This window comes from Rhizobium sophoriradicis (genome assembly GCF_025200795.1).
GTDB lineage: Bacteria > Pseudomonadota > Alphaproteobacteria > Rhizobiales > Rhizobiaceae > Rhizobium > Rhizobium sophoriradicis.
In genome coordinates, this window is record NZ_CP104152.1 from 3,874,000 (window position 1) to 3,895,303 (window position 21,304).

23 protein-coding genes are annotated in these 21,304 nt (G+C 62.6%); 9 read left to right on the forward strand and 14 right to left on the reverse strand.

What is annotated here, in order from left to right; translation table 11 throughout:
* Positions 1 to 17 precede the first annotated feature (17 nt).
* Genes N2597_RS18985 through sdhC form a run of 4 tightly spaced genes read right to left on the reverse strand, consistent with a single transcriptional unit; the run spans position 18 to position 3,451 of the window.
* A complete protein-coding gene (locus N2597_RS18985) occupies positions 18 to 797 on the reverse strand; it encodes a succinate dehydrogenase iron-sulfur subunit (protein ID WP_038691756.1) in 780 nt (259 codons plus the stop codon).
* A gap of 18 nt (positions 798 to 815) precedes the next feature.
* A complete protein-coding gene (sdhA, locus tag N2597_RS18990; protein WP_039622637.1) occupies positions 816 to 2,657 on the reverse strand; it encodes a succinate dehydrogenase flavoprotein subunit in 1,842 nt (613 codons plus the stop codon).
* Positions 2,658 to 2,664: 7 nt separating this feature from the next.
* A complete protein-coding gene (sdhD, locus tag N2597_RS18995) occupies positions 2,665 to 3,045 on the reverse strand; it encodes a succinate dehydrogenase, hydrophobic membrane anchor protein (protein WP_010020712.1) in 381 nt (126 codons plus the stop codon).
* Positions 3,046 to 3,055: 10 nt separating this feature from the next.
* Positions 3,056 to 3,451, reverse strand: coding sequence for a succinate dehydrogenase, cytochrome b556 subunit (gene sdhC, locus N2597_RS19000; protein WP_038691763.1), 396 nt, complete (start codon positions 3,449 to 3,451; stop codon positions 3,056 to 3,058).
* A gap of 416 nt (positions 3,452 to 3,867) precedes the next feature.
* Between sdhC and N2597_RS19005 the strand changes: the two genes are divergently transcribed.
* On the forward strand, positions 3,868 to 4,374 hold the full coding sequence (locus tag N2597_RS19005; RefSeq protein WP_077992138.1) for a hypothetical protein: 507 nt from the start codon (positions 3,868 to 3,870) through the stop codon (positions 4,372 to 4,374).
* Here N2597_RS19005 and N2597_RS19010 read toward each other — a convergent pair.
* From N2597_RS19010 to tsaD, 5 genes are read right to left on the reverse strand one after another with little or no spacing between them, the layout of a single operon-like run.
* Positions 4,371 to 5,024 (reverse strand): class I SAM-dependent methyltransferase, encoded by a 654-nt coding sequence (locus tag N2597_RS19010; protein WP_077992140.1) that lies wholly within the window; start codon positions 5,022 to 5,024, stop codon positions 4,371 to 4,373. The genes N2597_RS19005 and N2597_RS19010 overlap by 4 nt on opposite strands.
* Positions 5,025 to 5,029: 5 nt before the next feature.
* On the reverse strand, positions 5,030 to 5,461 hold the full coding sequence (locus tag N2597_RS19015; protein ID WP_183598595.1) for an EVE domain-containing protein: 432 nt from the start codon (positions 5,459 to 5,461) through the stop codon (positions 5,030 to 5,032).
* Between the two features lie 2 nt (positions 5,462 to 5,463).
* Entirely contained in the window at positions 5,464 to 5,757 is a 294-nt protein-coding gene (locus N2597_RS19020; RefSeq protein ID WP_183598597.1) for a YciI-like protein, read from the reverse strand.
* 10 nt (positions 5,758 to 5,767) lie between these two features.
* Positions 5,768 to 6,751, reverse strand: a complete 984-nt coding sequence (locus tag N2597_RS19025) for an NAD(P)H-dependent glycerol-3-phosphate dehydrogenase (protein WP_183598599.1) — start codon at positions 6,749 to 6,751, stop codon at positions 5,768 to 5,770.
* Positions 6,748 to 7,845, reverse strand: a complete 1,098-nt coding sequence (gene tsaD, locus N2597_RS19030) for a tRNA (adenosine(37)-N6)-threonylcarbamoyltransferase complex transferase subunit TsaD (protein WP_183598601.1) — start codon at positions 7,843 to 7,845, stop codon at positions 6,748 to 6,750. The genes N2597_RS19025 and tsaD overlap by 4 nt, the downstream gene beginning before the upstream one ends.
* Before the next feature lie 72 nt (positions 7,846 to 7,917).
* Between tsaD and hemC the strand changes: the two genes are divergently transcribed.
* The 6 genes from hemC to N2597_RS19060 all read left to right on the forward strand — a co-directional run bounded on the left by hemC (position 7,918) and on the right by N2597_RS19060 (position 13,756).
* On the forward strand, positions 7,918 to 8,847 hold the full coding sequence (gene hemC / locus N2597_RS19035) for a hydroxymethylbilane synthase (RefSeq protein WP_183598603.1): 930 nt from the start codon (positions 7,918 to 7,920) through the stop codon (positions 8,845 to 8,847).
* 7 nt (positions 8,848 to 8,854) lie between these two features.
* Positions 8,855 to 9,562, forward strand: a complete 708-nt coding sequence (locus N2597_RS19040; protein ID WP_183598605.1) for a uroporphyrinogen-III synthase — start codon at positions 8,855 to 8,857, stop codon at positions 9,560 to 9,562.
* A gap of 68 nt (positions 9,563 to 9,630) precedes the next feature.
* Positions 9,631 to 10,899, forward strand: coding sequence for a COG4223 family protein (locus tag N2597_RS19045; protein ID WP_183598607.1), 1,269 nt, complete (start codon positions 9,631 to 9,633; stop codon positions 10,897 to 10,899).
* Between the two features lie 4 nt (positions 10,900 to 10,903).
* Positions 10,904 to 12,511: a heme biosynthesis protein HemY gene (locus N2597_RS19050; protein ID WP_106797124.1), complete on the forward strand. Its 1,608-nt coding sequence runs from the start codon at positions 10,904 to 10,906 to the stop codon at positions 12,509 to 12,511.
* Positions 12,512 to 12,528: 17 nt separating this feature from the next.
* Positions 12,529 to 13,014 carry a tellurite resistance TerB family protein gene (locus N2597_RS19055; RefSeq protein WP_010056848.1) on the forward strand — a complete coding sequence of 162 codons (486 nt, stop codon included), beginning with the start codon at positions 12,529 to 12,531 and terminating at the stop codon, positions 13,012 to 13,014.
* Positions 13,001 to 13,756: a glutamine amidotransferase gene (locus tag N2597_RS19060; protein ID WP_179363779.1), complete on the forward strand. Its 756-nt coding sequence runs from the start codon at positions 13,001 to 13,003 to the stop codon at positions 13,754 to 13,756. The genes N2597_RS19055 and N2597_RS19060 overlap by 14 nt, the downstream gene beginning before the upstream one ends.
* Positions 13,757 to 13,837: 81 nt before the next feature.
* Here N2597_RS19060 and N2597_RS19065 read toward each other — a convergent pair whose 3' ends face one another.
* The gene (locus tag N2597_RS19065) at positions 13,838 to 15,079 is read right to left on the reverse strand and encodes an MFS transporter (protein ID WP_086156391.1); all 1,242 of its coding nucleotides are present in this window, start codon (positions 15,077 to 15,079) and stop codon (positions 13,838 to 13,840) included.
* A gap of 140 nt (positions 15,080 to 15,219) precedes the next feature.
* Here N2597_RS19065 and N2597_RS19070 point away from each other — a divergent pair, with 140 nt between their 5' ends.
* Together N2597_RS19070 and N2597_RS19075 are read left to right on the forward strand one after the other, a co-directional pair.
* Entirely contained in the window at positions 15,220 to 15,510 is a 291-nt protein-coding gene (locus tag N2597_RS19070; protein WP_009993319.1) for a YggT family protein, read from the forward strand.
* Positions 15,507 to 15,818, forward strand: coding sequence for a DUF167 domain-containing protein (locus N2597_RS19075; protein WP_096762036.1), 312 nt, complete (start codon positions 15,507 to 15,509; stop codon positions 15,816 to 15,818). Before N2597_RS19070 ends, N2597_RS19075 begins: the two co-directional genes overlap by 4 nt.
* Before the next feature lie 4 nt (positions 15,819 to 15,822).
* Here the strand turns inward: N2597_RS19075 and ppa are convergent, their stop codons facing one another.
* The 4 genes from ppa to N2597_RS19095 form a co-directional block, all read right to left on the reverse strand.
* Positions 15,823 to 16,359 carry an inorganic diphosphatase gene (ppa, locus tag N2597_RS19080; protein ID WP_009993316.1) on the reverse strand — a complete coding sequence of 179 codons (537 nt, stop codon included), beginning with the start codon at positions 16,357 to 16,359 and terminating at the stop codon, positions 15,823 to 15,825.
* 149 nt (positions 16,360 to 16,508) lie between these two features.
* Entirely contained in the window at positions 16,509 to 17,015 is a 507-nt protein-coding gene (locus N2597_RS19085; RefSeq protein ID WP_009988773.1) for a GNAT family N-acetyltransferase, read from the reverse strand.
* A gap of 198 nt (positions 17,016 to 17,213) precedes the next feature.
* The gene (gene typA / locus N2597_RS19090) at positions 17,214 to 19,034 is read right to left on the reverse strand and encodes a translational GTPase TypA (RefSeq protein WP_038691791.1); all 1,821 of its coding nucleotides are present in this window, start codon (positions 19,032 to 19,034) and stop codon (positions 17,214 to 17,216) included.
* A gap of 157 nt (positions 19,035 to 19,191) precedes the next feature.
* The gene (locus N2597_RS19095; protein WP_183598609.1) at positions 19,192 to 21,279 is read right to left on the reverse strand and encodes a M3 family metallopeptidase; all 2,088 of its coding nucleotides are present in this window, start codon (positions 21,277 to 21,279) and stop codon (positions 19,192 to 19,194) included.
* Positions 21,280 to 21,304: the final 25 nt, after the last annotated feature.

The window sequence follows — 21,304 nt, forward strand, 5'->3', positions numbered from 1 at the left end:
ATCGGCTTGCACGGCGATCAGACCCGGCGCTCGACCATCATCTTCTTGATTTCGGCAATTGCCTTGGCCGGATTGAGCCCCTTGGGGCAGGTCTGCGCGCAATTCATGATCGTGTGGCAGCGATAAAGGCGGAAGGGATCCTCGAGATCGTCGAGGCGTTCGCCCGTCGCCTCGTCTCTGGAATCGATCAGCCAGCGATAGGCCTGCAGCAGCACGGCCGGGCCGAGATAACGGTCGCCGTTCCACCAGTAGCTCGGACAGGAGGTCGAGCAGCAGGCGCAAAGAATGCATTCGTAAAGACCGTCGAGCTTCTGCCGGTCCTCATGGCTCTGCTTCCATTCCTTGGCCGGCGTCGGCGACACCGTCTTCAGCCAGGGCTCGATCGAGCGATGCTGGGCATAGAAGTTGCTGAGATCGGGCACAAGATCCTTGACAACAGGCATATGCGGCAGCGGATAGACCTTCACCGCGCCCTTGATATCGTCGAGACCCTTGGTGCAGGCAAGCGTGTTCGTGCCGTCGATATTCATCGCGCACGAGCCGCAGATGCCTTCGCGACAGGACCGGCGCAGCGTCAGGGTCGGATCGATCTTGTTCTTGATGTAGAGCAGGCCGTCGAGCACCATCGGACCGCAATCGTCGACATCGATGTAGAAGGTGTCGATCGACGGGTTCTGGCCGTCATCCGGGCTCCAGCGGTAGACGCGGAACTCGCGGGTGTTCGTCGCACCCGCCGGCTTCGGCCAGACCTTGCCTTCGCGCATCTGAGAATTCTTGGGGAGAGCGAGTTCAACCATACCAGGTTCCTCTTGAAATCAGTAGACGCGGGCCTTCGGCTCGATCTTGTACGGATCGATGCCCTCGGCGATCAGCTCGGTGTGCACAGGGCGATAGTCGAGTTTCACGTCGCCCGCCTCGTTGACCCAGGCAAGCGTATGCTTGCGCCAGTTGACGTCGTCGCGGCCGGCGAATGCGCCCTCGGTATAATCCTCGCGGGCATGCGAACCGCGGCTCTCCTTGCGGGCCTCGGCGCCATAGATCGTCGTGATGGCGTTGGCCATCAGGTTCTGCAGCTCCAGCGTTTCCACCAGATCCGAGTTCCAGACCATCGAGCGGTCGGTGACCTTGATGTCACGCATTTCCTGCCAGATCGCCGAAATGCGCCGGCAGCCGGATTCCAGCGACTCCTGCGTGCGGAAGACGGCCGCGTCTTCCTGCATGGCGCGCTGCATCTTTTCGCGCAGCTCAGCCGTCGGCGTGCCGCCGCCGGCATAGCGCAGACGGTCGAAGCGGTCCATGATCTTGTCGCAGGCCGAAACGTTGAGATGCGGGATCGGCGCTGCGCGGTCGATCACCTCGCCGGCGCGGATCGCAGCAGCCCGGCCGAAGACCACCAGGTCGATCAGCGAGTTGGAGCCGAGGCGGTTGGCGCCGTGCACCGAAGCGCAGCCTGCCTCACCCACCGCCATCAAGCCGGGAATGATCCGCTCCGGATTGGCGCTGTCGGCGTTCAGCACTTCGCCCCAATAGTTGGTGGGAATGCCGCCCATATTGTAATGGACGGTCGGTAGAACCGGGATCGGCTCGCGTGTGACGTCGACGCCAGCGAAGATCTTGGCGCTCTCGGAAATCCCCGGCAGGCGTTCATGCAGAACGGCCGGATCGAGGTGGTCGAGATGCAGGAAGATGTGATCCTTGTTCTTGCCGACGCCGCGGCCTTCGCGGATCTCCAGCGTCATGCAGCGTGAAACCACGTCGCGCGAGGCAAGGTCCTTGGCCGAAGGCGCATAACGCTCCATGAAGCGTTCACCCTCGGAGTTGACGAGGTAGCCGCCTTCGCCGCGTGCGCCCTCGGTGATCAGACAGCCCGAACCGTAGATGCCGGTCGGGTGGAACTGCACGAATTCCATATCCTGCAGCGGCAGGCCGGCGCGCGCCACCATGCCGCCGCCGTCGCCGGTGCAGGTATGGGCAGAGGTCGCCGAGAAATAGGCGCGGCCGTAGCCGCCGGTCGCCAGCACCACCATCTTGGCGGCGAAGCGATGGATCGTGCCGTCATCGAGGCACCAGGCGACGACGCCGATGCAGCGGCTGCCGTCTTCCGACATGATCAGGTCGAGCGCAAAATACTCGATGAAGAATTCGGCATTGTTGCGCAGCGACTGGCCGTAGAGCGTGTGCAGGATGGCGTGGCCGGTACGGTCGGCGACGGCGCAGGTGCGCTGCACCGGCGGGCCTTCGCCGTAATTCTGCATGTGGCCGCCGAACGGGCGCTGATAGATCTTGCCTTCCTCGTTGCGCGAGAACGGCACGCCGTAATGCTCGAGCTCATAGACCGCCTTCGGCGCTTCCATGGTGAGATACTGCATGGCGTCGACGTCGCCGAGCCAGTCGGAACCCTTGACCGTGTCGTAAAGGTGCCATTGCCAGCTGTCCGGCGTCATGTTGCGCAGCGAGGCGGCGATACCGCCCTGGGCCGCGACCGTGTGCGAACGAGTCGGGAAAACCTTGGTGATGCAGGCGGTGCGGAAACCCTGCTCGGCCATGCCGAGTGTCGCGCGCAAGCCAGCGCCGCCGGCGCCAACGACGATCACGTCATAGGAGTGATCGACATATTGGTAGGCCTTGCCATTCTGGGCGGGTGAAGTCGGTGCCATAGCGAGCTTATCCTACGAATGCGATTTTCAGAATGGCGAAGAGACAGAGGCCGGCGATCACGATCGCGAAGAACGTGTTCAGCATCAGCAGCGCGATCTTGCCGAATTCGCCATGCACGTAATCCTCGATGATGACCTGCATGCCGAGCTTCATATGGATGACGCCCGAGATCACCATCAGGCCCATGACGACGGCGACGAACGGGTTCGACAGGGCGCGAACCACATCCGCATAGGGCGCGCCGGCATAGGCGATCATGAAGATGACGAAGAAGAGGATCAACGGAATGTTGGAGACGGCGGTCAGCCGCTGACGCCAGAAATGGCTCGTGCCTTCCTTGGCGGAGCCAAGCCCGCGAACCTTGCCGAGGGGGGTGCGCATATCCATGAGAGGACCTTCAGAAGCGAATGAGGAGGCCGATCACCCAGACCAGTACGGTCAGACAGAGCGACCCGATGACGTTGGCGATGGCGAGCTTGGTCGAGACTTCCTTCTCGAAACCATAGCCGAGGTCCCACATGAGGTGGCGGAAACCGCCGAGCATGTGGTGCAGCAATGCCCAGGTGTAGCCAAGCAGCACGAGCTTGCCGAGAAGGCTGCCGAGCACCCAGTTAGCCCAATCATACGACGCTTGGCCGCTTGCCGCCGCGATCAGCCACCAGGCGACGAGCAGCGTGCCGACATAGAGCGCACCGCCGGTAATGCGGTGAACGATCGACATGACCATGGTGGGAATAGGTTTATAAATTTGCAGATGCGGCGATAGGGGCCGGTTATTTGTCACGTTCGCCATCAGAACCTCGCGGCGGCTTCTCTGCGCTCCCGGATTTCGGAGCATGCTCAGTCAACCACACGAATGACAAAATTCTCTGTGTGCGTTGCATCAATTGCGACGTTTACTCACCGGAAAGCCCGACGACAAGCACAATCGCTGTCTGCTTTTAATTTAATCGATTCGGGTTACGCCTAAGTTTGCGGGTGAGAGCAGTTTCAGAAAAACTGCGACGCGGTTTTCCGCCCGGAATTGCGTAAGAACAAAAGGTTAGAGCCTATCTGCACTTCGGCGAAAGCTGAACCGCGCTCAGAAAACTGGTCTTTTCGGCTCAATATTTATGCCGCTCTCCCCAGGCGCATGGACAAGCAGCGGCTTTTGGCGCAATCTGGCATTAACGATTTGTTAACGATCGGAAATTCCGGAGGCCGGCATCCATGTTTCGCAGTCCGTCTGCAGTCGCCCTGCTTGCACTCGCCGCGCTTGTCGCCTTGCCTGCCGCCGCCGGCGAGCGCCGTCTCGATCATCGCTTCGCCGATCATCGCTTCCTTGGCCACCGCCACGCCTTGCACAATGGATTGTTTCTCGGCCAACGCCTCGGCTGGCGCGATCGCGGCATCAGGTTCGATAGCGCCCACGTTCGCCGGCACGGCAGGGAGCGGATGCCGTTCCTGAAGCAGTTTTCGTACCCGGCGACAAATCGCGTCGCCCGAAGCAGCCTAATCATCATCGCGCCGCAGCCGCCGGGTGGCGACAGCGGCGACACCTATGCCGGCGCCTATGCCTATCAGATCGATGGCGGGACTTATGTCGGCGGCAATGGCTACGGGTATTATCCCTCAGCCCGGCCGGTGCCGCTGGCGCCGAAAGCGAAGGTCATCGACGTCGCCGTCCAGGACGATCCCTGCAGCTACGAGGCCAATGTCTGCGTGATCCGGCCTTAAGATATCGAGCCGAAGCGCCAGACCGTCGTCTTCTTGATTTCGCTGTCCTCCAGCGCCCGCGTCACCGGCACCTGATAGGCCGCACAGAATTCCAGCTGTTCCCGTGGCAGATAGCTTCTCCCGGGATCGCCGACCAGAACCAATATGCCTTCCGCCGTCAGCCTCGTCAGCCAGGGAACGAGCGCATCGGCGAAGGCACGGTCGTAAAAGACGTCGCCGGCAAGCACGATATCGGCGTCGACATCCTGTCCGATCAGATTGGCGCCGGTAAATCCGAGAGAGACGCCGTTGGCCTCGGCGTTCAGCCGGATCGCCGTCTCCGCCCAGGGATCGATATCGGCGACCGTCACCTCACGCGCACCGGCCATGACAGCTGCAATGCCGACGAGGCCGGAGCCGCTGGCAAAATCCAGCACGCGCTTGCCGCGCACCATCTCCGGATGATCGAGGATGTAGCGCGCCAGTCCCTGCCCGCCCGCCCAGGCAAAAGCCCAGAAGGGCGGCGGCAGGCCGATCGCTTCCAGCTCCTCCTCCGTCTTCAGCCAGAGCTCATGCGCCTCGCTGGCGAGATGAAGCGAAATCTCCGGCACATGCGGCGGCGCCATCAGGCTGGTATTGACGCGGATGAAGGCTTCCGGATCGGTTTTCAAAGGTGTCAGCGCGGCGGATTGTCGAGCCCGCCCATGCGGCAGACCTCGGTCCATTCGTCGTCGGTCACCGGCTGCACCGAAAGGCGCATCGAGGTGACGAGCGACATCTTGGCGAGTTTCTCGCTCGCCTTGACGTCCTTCAGCGTCACCGGCTTCGGCATGTCCATGACGGCGCGGATATCGACGCAATCCCACTTTGGATCGCCCTTGGCGGTGGAATCGGGATGCGACAAAGCGCAGACCTCGACGATGCCGACGATCTCCAACCCGTCATTGGAGTGGTAGAAGAAACCCTTGTCACCGATCTGCATCGCCCGCATGTTGTTGCGCGCCAGATAGTTGCGAACGCCGGTCCATTCCGTACCCTTTTCACCGGCAGCCTTCTGCTGCTCCCAGGACCAGGAGGCGGGTTCGGATTTATAGAGCCAGTGCGCCATGCTTACGCCTCCGGCTTGTTGAAGACCCAGTTGAAGGCCTTGACCTCGACGCTTTCGAACAGGCCGGCCTTGGCGTAAGGATCGGCATCGGCAAGCGCACGTGCGGCGTCCTTCGTTTCCGCTTCGACGACGATCAGGCTGCCGCAGGCTTTGCCCCCGTCATCGAGAAATGGGCCGGCAATCTTCAACGTGCCCGCAGCGTTCAGCCCGTTCAGATACTCGAGATGCGTCGGCCGCGTCTCCATGCGGACGTTCAAATGTCCCGGCTTGTCCTTGCAGAGAAGGGCGAAAAGCATGTCTATTCTCCTATTCGGTGGTGATTGGACGCGTCATCAACTGCTCGATGGCGTCAGATATGTCGAGCTTGCCGTCGATGATGGCGGAAACGGCATCGGTGATCGGCATGCTGATCGAAAGTTCCGCCGCAAGGCGCGCGGCGACGGAGGCGGCAAGTGCGCCTTCCACCAGCGCCCCTTGCAAGGGATCGACCTTTTCGCCGCGTCCGAGCGCGATGCCGAAGCGCAGATTTCGCGATTGATGGCTCGTTCCCGTCAGCACCAGATCGCCGAGACCGGAAAGCCCGCGCACCGTGTCCGCCTTCCCGCCCTTGGCAACGACGAAGCGTGACATTTCCGCAAGTCCGCGCGCAATCAGCGCCGCACGCGCCGAATCGCCGATACCGCCGCCCTCGACGATGCCGCAGGCGATCGCCAAAACGTTCTTCAGAGCGCCGCCGAGCTGCACGCCGATCCGATCGTCGGAGGCATAGAGCCGAAAGGTCCGGCCGGAGATCGCCTGCGCCAGCCGCTCCGCGGTCTCCATGTCACCGGCCGCGATCGCCATCGCCGTCGGTAGGCCTTTGGCGATATCGGCGGCGAAGCCGGGGCCGGAAAGCACCGCGACCGCATGGTCGGGCAGTTCGCGTTCCAGCATGTCGGTCAGGAGATTGCCGGTTGCCCGCTCGATGCCCTTGGCGCAGCTGACAACGACGGCATCGTCAGAGAGGTAGGGACCATATTGCCGCGCGGCGTCGGCCTGGGCTTGCGAGGGCATGGCAAAGAGCACGATGGAGGCCCCGGTGATCGCATCCGCCTCGGCCGAAAACTCCAGCGACTCGGGCAACGGGATGCCGGGCAGCACCGCGTCATGCAGCCGTTCGGCCTTCAGATCGGCGATTAGCGACGGATCGCGCCCGACGAGCGTCACCGCGCTCCGCCCGGTAAGAGCGGTAACGGCGGCGAGCGCCGTGCCGAAAGCCCCTGATCCAATGACGGCGATCTTTTCGCTCATGCCTTGGCCCCTCTTTTTCCGAAACCGATCAGCGTCTCCGCCTTGGAATCGAGCGGCCAGCGCGAACGCGGCTGCACGTCGAGTGTGTCAGGCGCTGCGCCCGTCGCCATGCGCTCCAGTCCCGCCCAGGCGATCATCACGGCATTGTCGGTGCAGAGGCTGAGCGGCGGTGCAATGAAACGGAAACCGTTCTTGTCGCAGAGCGCCTGCAGCGTGCCACGCAGTTCGAGATTGGCGGCGACACCGCCGGCAACGACGAGCGCCGGCTTCTCGCCCGTGACAGGAAATTCCGTCTTGAACCGCTGCAGGCCGCGGCCGATACGGTCCTTCAGCGTGCGCGAAATCGCCTTCTGGAACGAGGCGCAGATATCCGCGACGTCCTGATTGCTGAGCGGCGCGATCTCCTGTGCGGCCTGCCGCACCGCCGTCTTCAACCCGGAAAAGGAGAAATCGAGCCGTGCCTCACCGACGAGCGGGCGCGGAAAAGCGAAACGATCCGGATTGCCGTCCCGCGCCATCCGCTCCACCGCCGGGCCGCCGGGATAGGGCAGGCCGAGCAGCTTGGCCGTCTTGTCGAAGGCTTCGCCGAGCGCATCGTCGATTGTCGTGCCCCAGCGCTCATACTGCCCGACGCCGCGCACGAGGATCAATTGCGTATGGCCGCCGGAAACGAGCAGCATCAGATAGGGAAAGGATAGCCCGTCGGTCAGCCGCGCCGTCAGCGCGTGCCCTTCGAGATGGTTGACCGCATAGAGCGGCTTGCCGGCGGCTCTCGCGATCGCCTTGCCGGTCATCAACCCCACAAGCAGCCCACCGATTAGTCCCGGCCCCGATGTGGCGGCGATGGCGTCGACATCATCAAGCGACACATTGGCGCGCGCAAAGGCCTGCTCTATCAGTTCGTCCAGCGCCTCGACATGGGCGCGCGCGGCGATCTCCGGCACCACGCCGCCATAGGCGCTGTGCTCGTCGAGCTGGGAAAGCACCACGTCGGAGAGTATCCTGGAACGCCCTTCCGCATCGCGCTCGACGACCGCCGCGGCGGTCTCGTCGCAGCTCGTTTCGATGCCAAGGATGCGCAGAAAGGGAACCATAAGGCCTGTTCGTTGATTGCGATGGGGCCGAAACCCGTTTACGAGAACTCCGGTAACAACGGAACAGAGCGGATGCAAACAAAACCTTTCCGGATCGGTACGCGAGGCAGCCCGCTGGCGCTTGCCCAGGCGCATGAGGCCCGCGACAGGCTGATGGCGGCGCATCACCTGCCTGAAGAGATGTTCGAGATCGTCGTGCTCTCGACCAAGGGCGACCGCATCACCGACCGGTCGCTCGCCGAGATCGGCGGCAAGGGCCTCTTCACCGAAGAGCTCGAACAGAAGCTTGCCGCGGGCGAGCTGGATTTCGCCGTGCACTCCACCAAGGACATGCCGACGAAGCTGCCCGAGGGCCTCCATCTCTCCGCCTACCTTCCGCGCGAGGACATCCGTGACGCCTTTATCGGCCGCACCGCGCCCAAGCTGATCGACCTGCCGCATGGCGCAACTGTCGGCTCTTCGTCGCTGCGCCGCCAGGCGCTGATCCGCCGCATGCGGCCCGACATCAACGTCATAACCTTCCGCGGTTCGGTCGAAACCCGGCTGCGCAAGCTCGAAGAAGGTCAGGTGGATGCGACTTTGCTGGCGCTCGCCGGCCTCAAACGCCTCGGCAAGGTCGAAGTGCTGACCGATATCCTCGATCCCGACACTTTCCCGCCGGCGCCGGCGCAGGGGGCGATCTGCATCGAAAGCCGGATCGGCGACACGAGGATCGATGATCTGCTGGCGGCGGTCAACGATGCCGCGACCTTCGACACCGTTTCCTGCGAACGCGCTTTCCTCGCCGCTCTCGACGGTTCCTGCCGCACGCCGATCGGCGGTTATGCCGTTTGCGAGGGCGACCTCATCCGCTTCTCCGGCCTCATCATCACGCCCGACGGCCGCAGCCAGCATGCGGTGACGACCGACGGACACCGTCGCGATGCGGCCGCGCTCGGCACCCGCGCCGGCCAGGACGTGCGCGCAAGGGCTGGCAGCGCCTTCTTCGACGACTGGCACTGAAGCAGTCATGCGCGTGCTCGTCACCCGCCCCGCACATTCGGCCGAGAAAACCGCTCAACGTCTGCGCGACATGGGCCACGAACCGCTGCTGCTACCACTGCGTCGACCACAACATGACAGTGCCGCAGCCGCCAGCGCGCTTGCCGCCACCCGCGGAGCGATCGCGGTGACCAGCGCCGAAGCCATGAGGGTCCTGTCGGCTCTCGGCGAGACACTTGGTTCGCACCTAGACCGCCCGATTTTTGCGGTCGGCGAGATGACGGCGCAAGCGGCGCGGCGCCTTGGCTTCCGAACCGTCACCGCATCTTCGGGCAACGGCCGCGATCTCGCCGATCTCGTCGGCGCGCAAAGCGTGGAGGACTTGCTTTACCTCGCCGGCAGGCCGCGCGCAGAAACCTTCGAAGGCAGATTGCGCGAACTCGGCATCCGCTTTTCCGTCGCCGAATGTTATCGCATGCTGCCGGTCGCTCCCGGCCCGGCCGACATCGAGGCGATTTTTTCCGGCCATCGCCTGGATGCCGTTCTGTTCTATTCCCGGCAGACGGCCGAGGATTTCTTTCAGCTGGCAGAGCTGCGATCGGCTTTGTCGGAACAGGGCGGAATCCGCCTTCTCTGCCTCAGCGAGGCGGTAGCGCAGGCGATTCCGGCCTCCCTGAAAGAGACTGTGGCGATTCCCTCGATGCCGGATGAGATAAGCCTTTTGTCGCTGCTTTGAATGCTCCAGCTGCCCAAATTTGATCTAACCTCTTCCCTTAACTAGCATCACTGTCTAGTTTCGTTGCAATGCAGGATAAAGAGGACCTTATGGTATCGGGAACCCCGCCACGCCATTCCAAGAGCGCCGACGAGCCGGTCACGATCGACCTCGATTCTCAGGATTTCGCCTCCGTAGCCGATACCGAAAAGCCGGTGGACACTGATGCCGGCGAGGCCGACAGCACCGCCGCCGATGCCGATCTGCCGCCCGAAACCGAAGCGGCGTCGCAGCCCGAGCTTCAGAGCGAGCCGGAGGCGGAAGCGCCGGAGGAAACCACGGCGGCCGCCGAACCTTCCTTCACGTCGTCTGCCGAACAGCCCGCGTCAAAAGGCGCCGGCGCCTCCGGTCTCATCGCCGCCGGCATCTTCGGCGGTCTCGTGGCGCTGCTTGGCGCAGGCACCATCCAATATGCCGGATACCTTCCGGGCTCATCGGCGCCGCAGACGGCCTCGCCTGAGATCGCCGATCTCTCCGGCGAGATCGACGGCTTGAAACAGACCGTCGCCAACCTTGCCGCCAATCCCGCAAGCACGGATGACGGCGCGCTTGAGACGCGCATTGCGGCGCTGGAAACGGCTGCGAAGAACGCCGCGGCGGCGCCGACAGGCGACCCGGCAAATGTCGAGGCGCTCAACCAGAAGATTGCGGAGCTGGGCGGCCAGGTCGAGCAGCTGCGGGCCACACTTGCCCAGTCCTCCGAGCAGCAGACGAGCGATGGCGCCGATATCGCCAAGCGCCTCGACGAGGCCGAAAAGAAGCTGAACGAACCGCGCCAGGATGTCGCCGTCGCCCGGGCGATCGCGGCAGCCGCCCTCAAGGCGGCGATCGATCGCGGCGGCCCTTTCCTCGCCGAACTTGATACTTTCGCCGGCGTCGCTCCCGACGATCCTGCCGTCGCCGACCTGCGCAGCTTTGCCGAGACCGGCATTCCCTCACGCGCCGAGCTCGTGCGTCAGGTTCCTGACATTGCCACCGCGATCGTCGAGGCCGTCAATCAGCCGGATCCGAACCAGAGCTGGTCGGACCGACTAATGGCGAGCGCCAAGTCGCTGGTGACCGTGCGTCCCGTCGGCAATATCGAGGGCGAAAGCGTCGAAGCCATCGCCGCCCGCCTGGAGGACAAAGTGAAGAACGGCGATCTGTCCGGTGCTTCCGCCGAATGGAATGCTCTGCCGGCTCCCGGAAAGCAGGCCTCCGCCGCCTTCAAGCAGTCGCTGGAGGCGCGCATCCGCGTCGAGGAGCTGGTCGGCGGGGCGCTGTCGAAGGCCGTCGCCGGCACGGGCAAGGAGGGGTGAGAGCATGATCAGACTCGTCGTCTTCGCCGTCCTGGTGCTGCTTCTCGCCTATGGCTTCTCCTGGTTTGCCGATCGCCCCGGCGATCTCTCGCTGATCTGGGAGGGTCAGATCTATCAGACGAAGCTGATCGTCGCCGTCAGCGCGATCATCGCTCTGATTGCCGCCGTGATGATCGTCTGGTGGTTCGTTCGCCTGATCTGGACTTCGCCGCATTCCGTCACGCGCTATTTCCGCGCCCGCAAGCGCGACCGCGGCTATCAGGCGCTGTCGACGGGCCTGATCGCCGCCGGCGCCGGCAATGCCACTCTCGCCCGCAAGATGGCGGCGCGCTCGCGCGGTCTCATCCGCGCCGATCAGGAGCCGCTGATCAACCTGCTCGAGGCTCAGGCTGCGCTGATCGAAGGCCGCCACGATGAGGCGCGCGCCAAGTTCGAGGCCATGGCCAACGATCCGGAAACACGCGAGCTTGGCCTGCGCGGCCTCTATCTCGAGGCCCGCCGTCTCGGCGCCAACGAGGCCGCCCGCCAATATGCCGAAAAGGCCGCCGACAACGCGCCTTATCTGCCCTGGGCCGCTCAGGCGACGCTCGAATATCGCAGCCAGGCCGGCAACTGGGACGATGCGATCCGGCTGCTCGAGCAGCAGAAGGCCGCCCGCGTCGTCGAAAAGACCGAAGCCAACCGCCTACACGCCGTGCTGCTGACGGCGCGCGCCGGCGAGCGGCTGGAAGGCAACCCGGCCGGCGCTCGCGACGACGCGCTGCAGGCGCTGAAGCTCGCCGCCGGCCTTGTTCCGGCCGCCCTCATTGCCGCCAAGGCCTTGTTCCGCGAAAACGGCCTGCGCAAGGCCGCTTCGATCCTCGAACAGGCATGGAAATCGGCGCCGCATCCCGAGATCGGCCAGACCTATGTCAGAGCCCGCAGCGGCGATTCCACGCTCGACCGCCTGAAGCGCGCCGAGCGGCTGGAGGCGTTGCGCCCGAACAATGTCGAATCCCTCCTCGTTGTCGCCCAGGCCGCGCTCGACGCGCAGGAATTCGCCAAGGCTCGGGCCAAGGCGGAAGCGGCGGCGCGCATCGAGCCGCGCGAAGCCGCCTTCCTGCTGCTTGCCGACATCGAGGAGGCCGAGACCGGCGATCAGGGCCGCGTGCGCCACTGGCTGGCCCAGGCGCTGAAGGCTCCGCGCGATCCCGCCTGGGTGGCGGACGGCTTCGTCTCCGACAAATGGCTGCCGGTATCGCCGGTGACGGGCCGCATTGACGCCTTCGAATGGAAGGCGCCATTCGGCCAGATCGAAGGTCGGCTCGAAGACGGTTCGGCGCCCGCCGCGATCGAAAACGCTCTGAAGACCCTGCCGCCTCTGCGTGACGTCAGGCCGGAAAGCCCGGTCAACGATCACCGCATCATCGAGCTGGAACGGGCCGCGACGATCGCCGAGGCTGTGCGCCCCGCGCCAGCGCCGGCAAAGCCGAAGCCCGTCGAACCGATCGCCGGCGATAAAGCGCCGGCACCGAACGAAGCAAAGCCCTTTTTCGGCGGATTGCCTGATGATCCCGGCGTTCGCGATTCCAGGGCGGAACCGGACCCCAAGACACGGCTCCGCCTTTTCTGAAATGGAACGACAACCGCATGTTCGAACGCTTTCAGGCATTTTTTCAAAATCTCACCGCCGACCGTCCGAAAAAAGGCTTTGCTCCCGATGATCCGCGCATCGCAGTGGCAGCACTCTGTATGCAGGTCATGGAGGCCGACGGCCAGATCAAGGCCAGCGAAAAGAAGCGGCTACGCAAGCTCTTGAAGGAGCAGTATTCGCTCGACGGCAAGCAGCTCGATGCTTTGATGGCCGCCGGCCTCGAAGCCGAAAGCTCGGCCGTCGACTATTATCGCTTCACCGCCGACCTGAAGCGCCATCTCAACACCGAGCAACGGCTGGAACTGATCGGCATCCTCTGGGACATCGTTTATGCCGATGGCGAGCGCAGCGAGATGGAGGACCACGTCATCTGGCGGATCGCCGATCTGCTCGGGGTCTCCTCACGCGAACGCATCCAGAAGCGGCAGGAGGCCGCCGCCAGGGTCACGGATGTCCAGGTTGCACAAGATGATGCCGACTGAGCAAAACCCGAACCGCGACCTGCGCCCGATCCTCATCGTCCTGCATCAGGAGCGGTCCAGCCCCGGCCGTGTGGGCCAATTGCTGGTCGAAAAAGGCTACTGCCTCGATATCCGTCGCCCGGTCCTCGGCGAGGCTCTACCGAAGACTCTCGAAGGCCATGCCGGCGCCGTCATCTTCGGCGGGCCGATGAGCGTCAATGATCCGGATGACTTCATCAAGAAGGAAATCGACTGGCTCGAGGTTCCGCTACGGGAGAAACGTCCCTTTCTGGGTATCTGCCTCGGTGCCCAGATGCTGGTGCGTCACCTCGGCGGCAAGGTGGCATCCAATTCCGATGGCTCGACGGAAATCGGCTGGTATCCGCTGCACCCGACCGAAAAGGGCCGCCTGCTGATGCACTGGCCGAAGATGGTCTATCATTTTCACCGCGAAGGCTTCGAGCTGCCGCACGGCGCCGATCTGCTGGCCGAAGGCGATGCCTACCCGAACCAGGCCTTCCGTTACGAAGGCAATGCCTGGGGTCTACAGTTCCATGCCGAACTTACCCGGGTGATGATGCATCGCTGGGTCGTCCACGGCGCCCATCGCTTCATCCTGCCGAACGCTCAGCAAGGCCGCGAACATCTCGAAGGCCGCATGCTGTTCGACGCGCCGCTGAAAGCCTGGCTGACCGAATTTCTCGATATCGTCTTCGAAGGCAAGACGGCGAAAGCCGCCTCCCCGATCACCCTTTCCGCATAGACCGCCGCGGCCCGGCAACCGCGCTCTAGCCCTGACGAAAACCTGCTCCGGCAGAATGCTTCAATCTAACCAGGAAATGCTCTATGCCGATGCGCTGGGCGCGTCGAGGGAATCGATCCGGCGCAGTTTCGGGAAACTCGAAGCCCAGATCGCCGCGACCGCTAGCGTTCCGATACCGCCGATGACGACTGCCGGCACCGCGCCGAAGATCGATGCCATCGTGCCTGCTCTGAATTCGCCGAGCTCGTTCGACGCGCCGACGAAGACCATGTTGACCGCATTGACCCGGCCACGCAGGTGATCCGGCGTCCAGAGCGCGATCAGGCTCTCACGCACATAGACCGATATCATGTCGGCCGCCCCCATCAGGGCGAGTGCGGCAATTGAGACCTCGGTGCTGGTCGAGACGCCGAAGATGATGGTGCCGATACCGAACAGGGCGACACCGATGAACATGTAGATGCCGGCGCGATGTTTCAGCGGATAGGCCGCGAGGAAGATCGCCATGACGATGGCTCCAAGCCCCGGTGCGGCGCGCAGCAATCCGAGGCCCCAAGGGCCGAGCGTCAGAATATCGCGGGCGAAGATCGGCATCAGCGCCGTGGCGCCGCCGAGCAGCACGGCGAAGAGATCGAGCGAGATCGCGCCGAGCACGACCTTTTCGGCGCGGATGAAACTGAAGCCGCCGAGGATCATCGCCCAGCTCTTGGCCTCACCCACCGTCTTCTGCTCCGGTTTCGGGATCATGAAGAGAAGGCCCGCGCCGAGAATGGAAAAGATCACCGCCACTGTATAGGCGGTCGTCGCGCTGACACCATAGAGCAGGCCACCGATCACCGGCCCGGTGATCGCCGCAAGCTGCCAGGACGATGAATTCCAGGCGATTGCATTTGAAACGGCATGCTCCGGCACGAGATTGGGTGCGAGAGACTGCACCGCCGGCGACATGAAGGCGCGTTCGATGCCGAAGATCAAAAGCACCGCAAAGACCGGCCAGGGCGCGAAAGTGTCGGTCGCCGCCATGATGAGCAGCGCCAGCGCGCAGAGCGCGCTCACCAGCGAGCATAGCGCTGCGATGGCCCGGCGATTGTGCCGGTCGGCCACCGAACCGGTGACGAGGATGAGCAGCAGCGACGGCAAAAACTGCACCAGGCCGATCAGGCCGAGATAGATCGCCTTGCCCGTCTGATCGTACATCTGCCAGCCGACGGCGACGCTGACGATCTGCTGCGAGAAAGAAAGCAGAAAACGGGCAAAGAAGAAGCGGGTGTAAGACGAATGCCGGAACGCGGCAAAACGGTCTTCGGTGGGCGAAAACGACATGAGCCTTGTCCGAGGAAGCGGGCGCCGAAATGGTTGCAAAGGCCGCCCGTTAAACATGATTTGCCCTGCGTTCCCACACGGCACTTGCTCGTTTAGTTGCCAATGTCTACATGTCTGTCAACAACCAATTGGAGACGACGATGTTTGCCTTGTTTCAAACCATTGATTTGGTTTTGAATATTTATACGTGGATCCTGATTGCCAGCGCCGTTTTCTCCTGGCTCTATGCGTTCAACGTCATCAATTCCAGCAACCAGTTCGTCAATTCGGTCGGCATGTTCCTCTATAATGTCACCGAGCCGGTGCTGAAGCCGATCCGTCGTCGGCTGCCGAACCTCGGCGGCATCGACATTTCACCGATCATCCTGCTGGTGATCATCTTCTTTCTGCGCACCTTCCTCTGGACCACCGTTTATCCGCTGGTCTCTTGAGCCCTCCCTGGAGGCTCTTCGCTGATCATCTGCGCCTGACTGTTCGGCTGACGCCGAATGGCGGGCGAGACGCGTTCGATGGCATTGAGACGGACAGCGAAGGCGAGACTTATCTGAAAGCGCGCGTCACCGCCGTTCCGGAAAAGGGAAAGGCCAATAAGGCGCTGATCGCGCTCGTTTCCAAATCGGTCGGCGTTGCCAAATCCAGCGTCAGCCTCGTTTCCGGCGAAACCGCGCGCAAAAAAATCCTCCGGATCGAGGGTGACCCGGAGGATTTGGCACAAAAGCTCGAAAAACTTTCAGGCTGAACGATCAGCCTTTCGCCTTCTTGGCACGCTCGATGGCCTCGAGGATAAGGGCGCCGGCTTCGCCGGAATCGCCCCAGCCGAATATCTTCACCCACTTGCCGGGCTCCAGATCCTTGTAATGCTCGAAGAAGTGCTCGATCTGCTTCAGCGTGATCTCGGGAAGGTCGGTATAATCCTTCACCTTCTCATAGCGCAGCGTCAGCTTCGGCGACGGCACAGCAATGATCTTTTCGTCCTTGCCCGAGTTGTCTTCCATCTTCAGGACTCCGATCGGGCGCACGTTGATGACGCAACCCGGAACCAGCGGGCGGGTGCTGGCGATCAGCACGTCGATCGGGTCACCGTCTTCCGACAGCGTGTGCGGCACGAAACCGTAATTGCCCGGATAGGTCATTGGCGTATAGAGGAAGCGGTCGACGACCAGCGTGCCGGCGTCCTTGTCCATCTCATACTTGATCGGATGACCGCCGACCGGAACCTCGACAATAACGTTGACGTCTTCAGGGGGATTATTACCGATGGAAACGGCGTCGATGCGCATACGAAACTCCTGCGAGGTTGAATTGCTCGCAGCCAGATAATCAGTTTCATGCGGCAACGCAACATTGGAGATCACCAATGCGTGATGACGTCGGCAGCCAACCACATCAAAATTCTAGCAGGAGATGAGCGGACTGCAGGCTGGGCGGCTCAGTTCCAGATGAAGCCGATTTTCTTCAACTGCTTGTGGTCGAAATTTTCCATGCCTTCGCAGAAATCGATCCCGCCGTGATGGCGGTAAAAGCGGCTGGCGGTCTCGTTTTCCTCGAGGCACCAGACAACCAGCCCGTTGCAGCCGAGCGACTTCAACAGCCGGCGCGCCTCGCCGAACAGCATACGGCCGAGACCGATGCCCTGATATTCAGGGCGAAGATAGATCTCGTAGATCTCGCCTTCCTGCGGCAGGGCGCGGGCGCGGTTGAGCCCGAGCGTCGCATAGCCGGCGACCGTGCCGGCGACATCGAGAACCAGCAATGTCGCAGGTCCGCGCGTTGCCTTGCGCCACCAGTTTTCGCCGCGCCTCTCAATCATCTGCGTCAGGGCGCGATGCGGAATAATCCCCGCATAGGTGTGCTGCCAGGCAAGCCTGTGGGTTTCCGAAATGGCTCGGGCATCGTGCGGTTCGGCCCGCCGGACATCGATCGACAACGTCTTCATAACGTTTACTCTGGTCCTGCCGAGGGCAATTAACCATACGCGATGACGCATTCGGCCCGATTGCCCACAGACTTAACATGTGGACGACAGGCAAAATTTAACGCTTTTTTAACGATTGTCACAAGTCGGAATCGACGCAGCGCACAATAAAAAACCCCGGCTCAGTGGCCGGGGTTATCAAGGCGTATTTCCAGGCCCTCAGAGAGCCGCTTTGGACTTTTCGAAACGCTTGCGATCGTTTGCGTCGAGATACATCTTACGCAGACGAATATTCTTTGGCGTCACTTCCATCAGCTCGTCGTCCTGGATCCAGGACAGCGCGCGATCAAGTGTCATGCGGATCGGCGGCGTCAGCTTGACCGCTTCATCCTTGCCGGCGGCGCGGATGTTGGTGAGCTGCTTGCCCTTCAGGACGTTGACCTCAAGGTCGTTGTCGCGCGAGTGGATGCCGATGATCATGCCGGCATAGACCTTTTCGCCCGGCTCGATGATCATTGGGCCGCGATCTTCCAGGTTGAACATCGCATAGGCGACGGCTTCGCCGGCTGCGTTGGCGAGCAGCACGCCATTGACGCGGCCGCCGATCGCACCCTTATAGGGCTGGTAGTCGTGGAACAGGCGGTTCATGATCGCCGTGCCGCGCGTATCCGTCAGCAGCTCCGACTGGTAGCCGATCAGGCCGCGGGTCGGTGCATAGAAACGCAGGCGAAGACGATTGCCGCCCGACGGACGCAGCTCGACCATTTCGGCCTTGCGCTCCGACATCTTCTGCACGACGACACCGGAATGTTCTTCGTCGACGTCGACGACGACTTCCTCGATCGGCTCGAGCAGCTGGCCGCTTTCATCCTTGTGCATGACGACGCGCGGCCGCGACACGGCAAGCTCGAAGCCTTCGCGACGCATGGTTTCGATGAGCACGGCGAGCTGAAGTTCGCCGCGGCCGGAGACGTAGAACGAATCCTTGCCTTCGGCTTCTTCGATCTTCAGGGCAACATTGCCTTCCGCTTCCTTGAAGAGACGGTCGCGGATGACGCGTGAGGTCACCTTGTCGCCTTCGGTGCCGGCCAGCGGGCTGTCGTTGACGATGAAGGACATGGTCACGGTCGGGGGGTCGATCGGCTGCGCCTTCATGGCTTCAGAGACGGCCGGATCGCAGAAGGTGTCGGCAACGGTACCCTTGGAGAGGCCGGCGATCGCGACGATGTCGCCCGCATGGGCTTCATCGATCGCAGTGCGCTCGATGCCGCGGAAGGCGAGGATCTTGGAGATTCGGCCGGTTTCGATCAGCTTGCCGTCCTGGCCGAGAACCTTGACGGCCTGGTTCGGCTTGATCGAGCCCGATGCGATGCGGCCGGTGATGATACGGCCGAGGAAGGGGTTGGCTTCAAGGATCGTGCCGATCATGCGGAACGGGCCTTCCTCGACGGTCGGCTCCGGAACATGCTTGAGCACCAGGTCGAGAAGCGGCGCAAGACCCTCATCCTTCGGACCTTCGGGATTGACGTTCATCCAGCCGTCGCGGCCCGAACCGTAGAGGATCGGGAAGTCGAGCTGTTCGTCGGTCGCGTCGAGATTGGCGAAGAGGTCGAAGACTTCGTTGATGACTTCTTCATGGCGACCGTCCGGACGGTCGATCTTGTTGATCGCGACGATCGGGCGAAGGCCGACCTTCAGCGCCTTGCCGACGACGAACTTCGTCTGCGGCATCGGACCTTCGGAGGCATCGACGAGAACGATCGCTCCGTCCACCATCGAGAGGATGCGCTCGACTTCACCGCCGAAGTCGGCGTGGCCGGGGGTATCGACGATGTTGATACGGACACCCTTCCATTCGACCGAGGTTGCCTTGGCGAGAATGGTGATGCCGCGTTCTTTTTCGAGATCGTTCGAGTCCATCACGCGTTCAGCGACACGCTGATTTTCGCGGAACGAGCCGGACTGCTTGAGAAGCTCATCCACCAGGGTCGTCTTGCCATGGTCAACGTGCGCGATGATCGCGATATTGCGAAGTGCCATATGTGAAATCTCTGAGGCTGCGGCGCACGCTCTTGAGGACGCGCCTATTGGTTTGGGGCGTCCATACAGTTTTTTTTGCGTTTGCGAAAGAGGGGAACGCGCAAAAGCTGCGGCAAGGCCGTCGCCCCGCCGCATCACAGTCTGTCATCAAATTGTCTTAGGCGTCGCTGCCTGTCAATTCCTCGAAGGTCGAAAGTCCCTTTTTGACAAGCATCGCATCCGGGCTCGGCAGCTTGCCGCGGAAGGCCTTGTAGGCGTCCTCCGGATCGACCGAGCCGCCGACGGAATAGATATTTTCCTTCAGCTTGCGCGCCATCTCGCGATTGAAGGCGTCCCCCGTCTCCTCGAAGGCGGCGAAGGCATCGGCGTCGAGCACCTCGGACCACATGTAGGAATAATAGCCTGCCGAATAGCCGCCGGAGAAGATATGCTGGAAGTGCGGTGTCGCGTGGCGCATGACGATTGATTTCGGCATGCCGATCTCGGCCAGCACCTCGGCCTGCACCGCCATTGGGTCTTCGACCACTTCGCGCGTATGGAAGGCCATATCAACAAGCGCCGACGAGGTGAACTCGACGGTGTTGAAGCCGGCGTTGAAGGTGCGGGCGGCCAGCACCTTGTCGAGCAGCTTCTGCGGCATCGGCTCGCCGGTTTCGAAGTGCACGGCATATTCCTTGAGGATGGCGGGCACCGTCAGCCAATGCTCATAGAGCTGCGAGGGCAATTCGACGAAATCGCGGGAGACGCCGGTGCCCGACACCGAGGGGTAGGTGACGTTGGAAAGCATGCCGTGCAGCGCATGGCCGAATTCGTGGAACAATGTGCGGGCGTCGTCGAGCGCCAGCAGCGCCGGCTTGCCCTCGGCCGGTTTGGCGAAGTTGCAGACATTGTAGATGATCGGCAACTCGCCATGGCGGCCGTTTTTCAGTTCGAGCTTGTGCTGCGACTGCAGCGAGCTCATCCAGGCGCCTGATCGTTTCGAGCTGCGGGCGAAGTAATCGCCGAGGAAGAGGGCGACCAGCCTGTCGTCACGGTCCCTGATTTCGAAAACCCTGACATCGGGATGATAGGCCGGCACGCCTTTCATCTCGATCGCACGGATGCCGAACAGCCGATTGGCCACATCGAAGCAGGCGTCGATGATCTTTTCGAGCTGCAGGTAGGGCTTGAGCTCGGCCTCGGAGAAATCGAACTTCCGCGTCCGGATCTTTTCGGCATAGTGGCGCCAGTCCCAGGGCATCACCTCATGGTTCCGGCCCTCCTCGGCGATCAGCGTCGCAATGTCGATCTCCTCCTCGCCGGCGCGTTTCACCGCCCGCGCCCAGACCGCTTTCAGCAGGCCGTTCACCGCATCCGCCGTCTTCGCCATCGTATTGTCGAGCTTCAGCTCGGCGAAATTGCCGTAGCCGAGCAGGCTCGCCACCTGCTGGCGCAGCGCCAGCGTTTCCTTGATGACGCTGCGGTTGTCCGTTTCCCCGCCGTTTGCGCCACGCGCCACCCAGGCCTTGAAGGCCTGCTCGCGCAAATCCCTACGCTCCGAGAAGGTGAGGAACGGCTCGATGACCGAACGTGACAGCGTCACGGCATAATTGCCCTCCTCGCCGCGCTCGCGCGCCGCCGCCGCCATCGCATCGCGCAGGAATTCCGGCAATCCGTCGAGTTCGGCGCCGTCGGAAAGTACCAGCGCCCAAGCGTTCTCGTCGGCGAGCACGTTCTGGCCGAACTGCGTCCCGAGGCCGGCAAGCCTTTCGTCGATCGCGGCAAGCTTCTCCTGCTCGGCCTTCTCAAGCTTGGCGCCCGATTTGACGAAGCCCTTCCAATGGCGTTCCAGCACCCGCTTCTGTTCCAGCGTCAGGCCGAGGCTCTCGCGGTTCTCCCAGAGCGTGTCGATGCGGGCGAACAGCGCGGCATTCATGCCGATCTTCGAATAGTGGCGCGACATCTTCGGCGAAATCTCGCGCTCCAGCGACTGAATGACATCGTTGGTATGCGCCCCAGCCTTGCTCCAGAACAGCGCCGAGACGCGCGACAGCGCATCGCCGGCAATCTCCAGCGCCGTGACCGTATTGTCGAAGGTCGGGGCATCGCTGTTTCCGGCGATCTCGTCGATTTCCCTTTCGTGCACGGCCAGCGCCGCGTCGAAGGCGGCAGCAAAATCGCCATCGTCGATGGCGTTGAAACGCGGCAGGCCGTGGAGACCGTCCCAATTGGTGAGCGCCGGATTGAAATCATGGGGAGAAGGCATGGGAGAATTCCTTTTGGTATGCGAA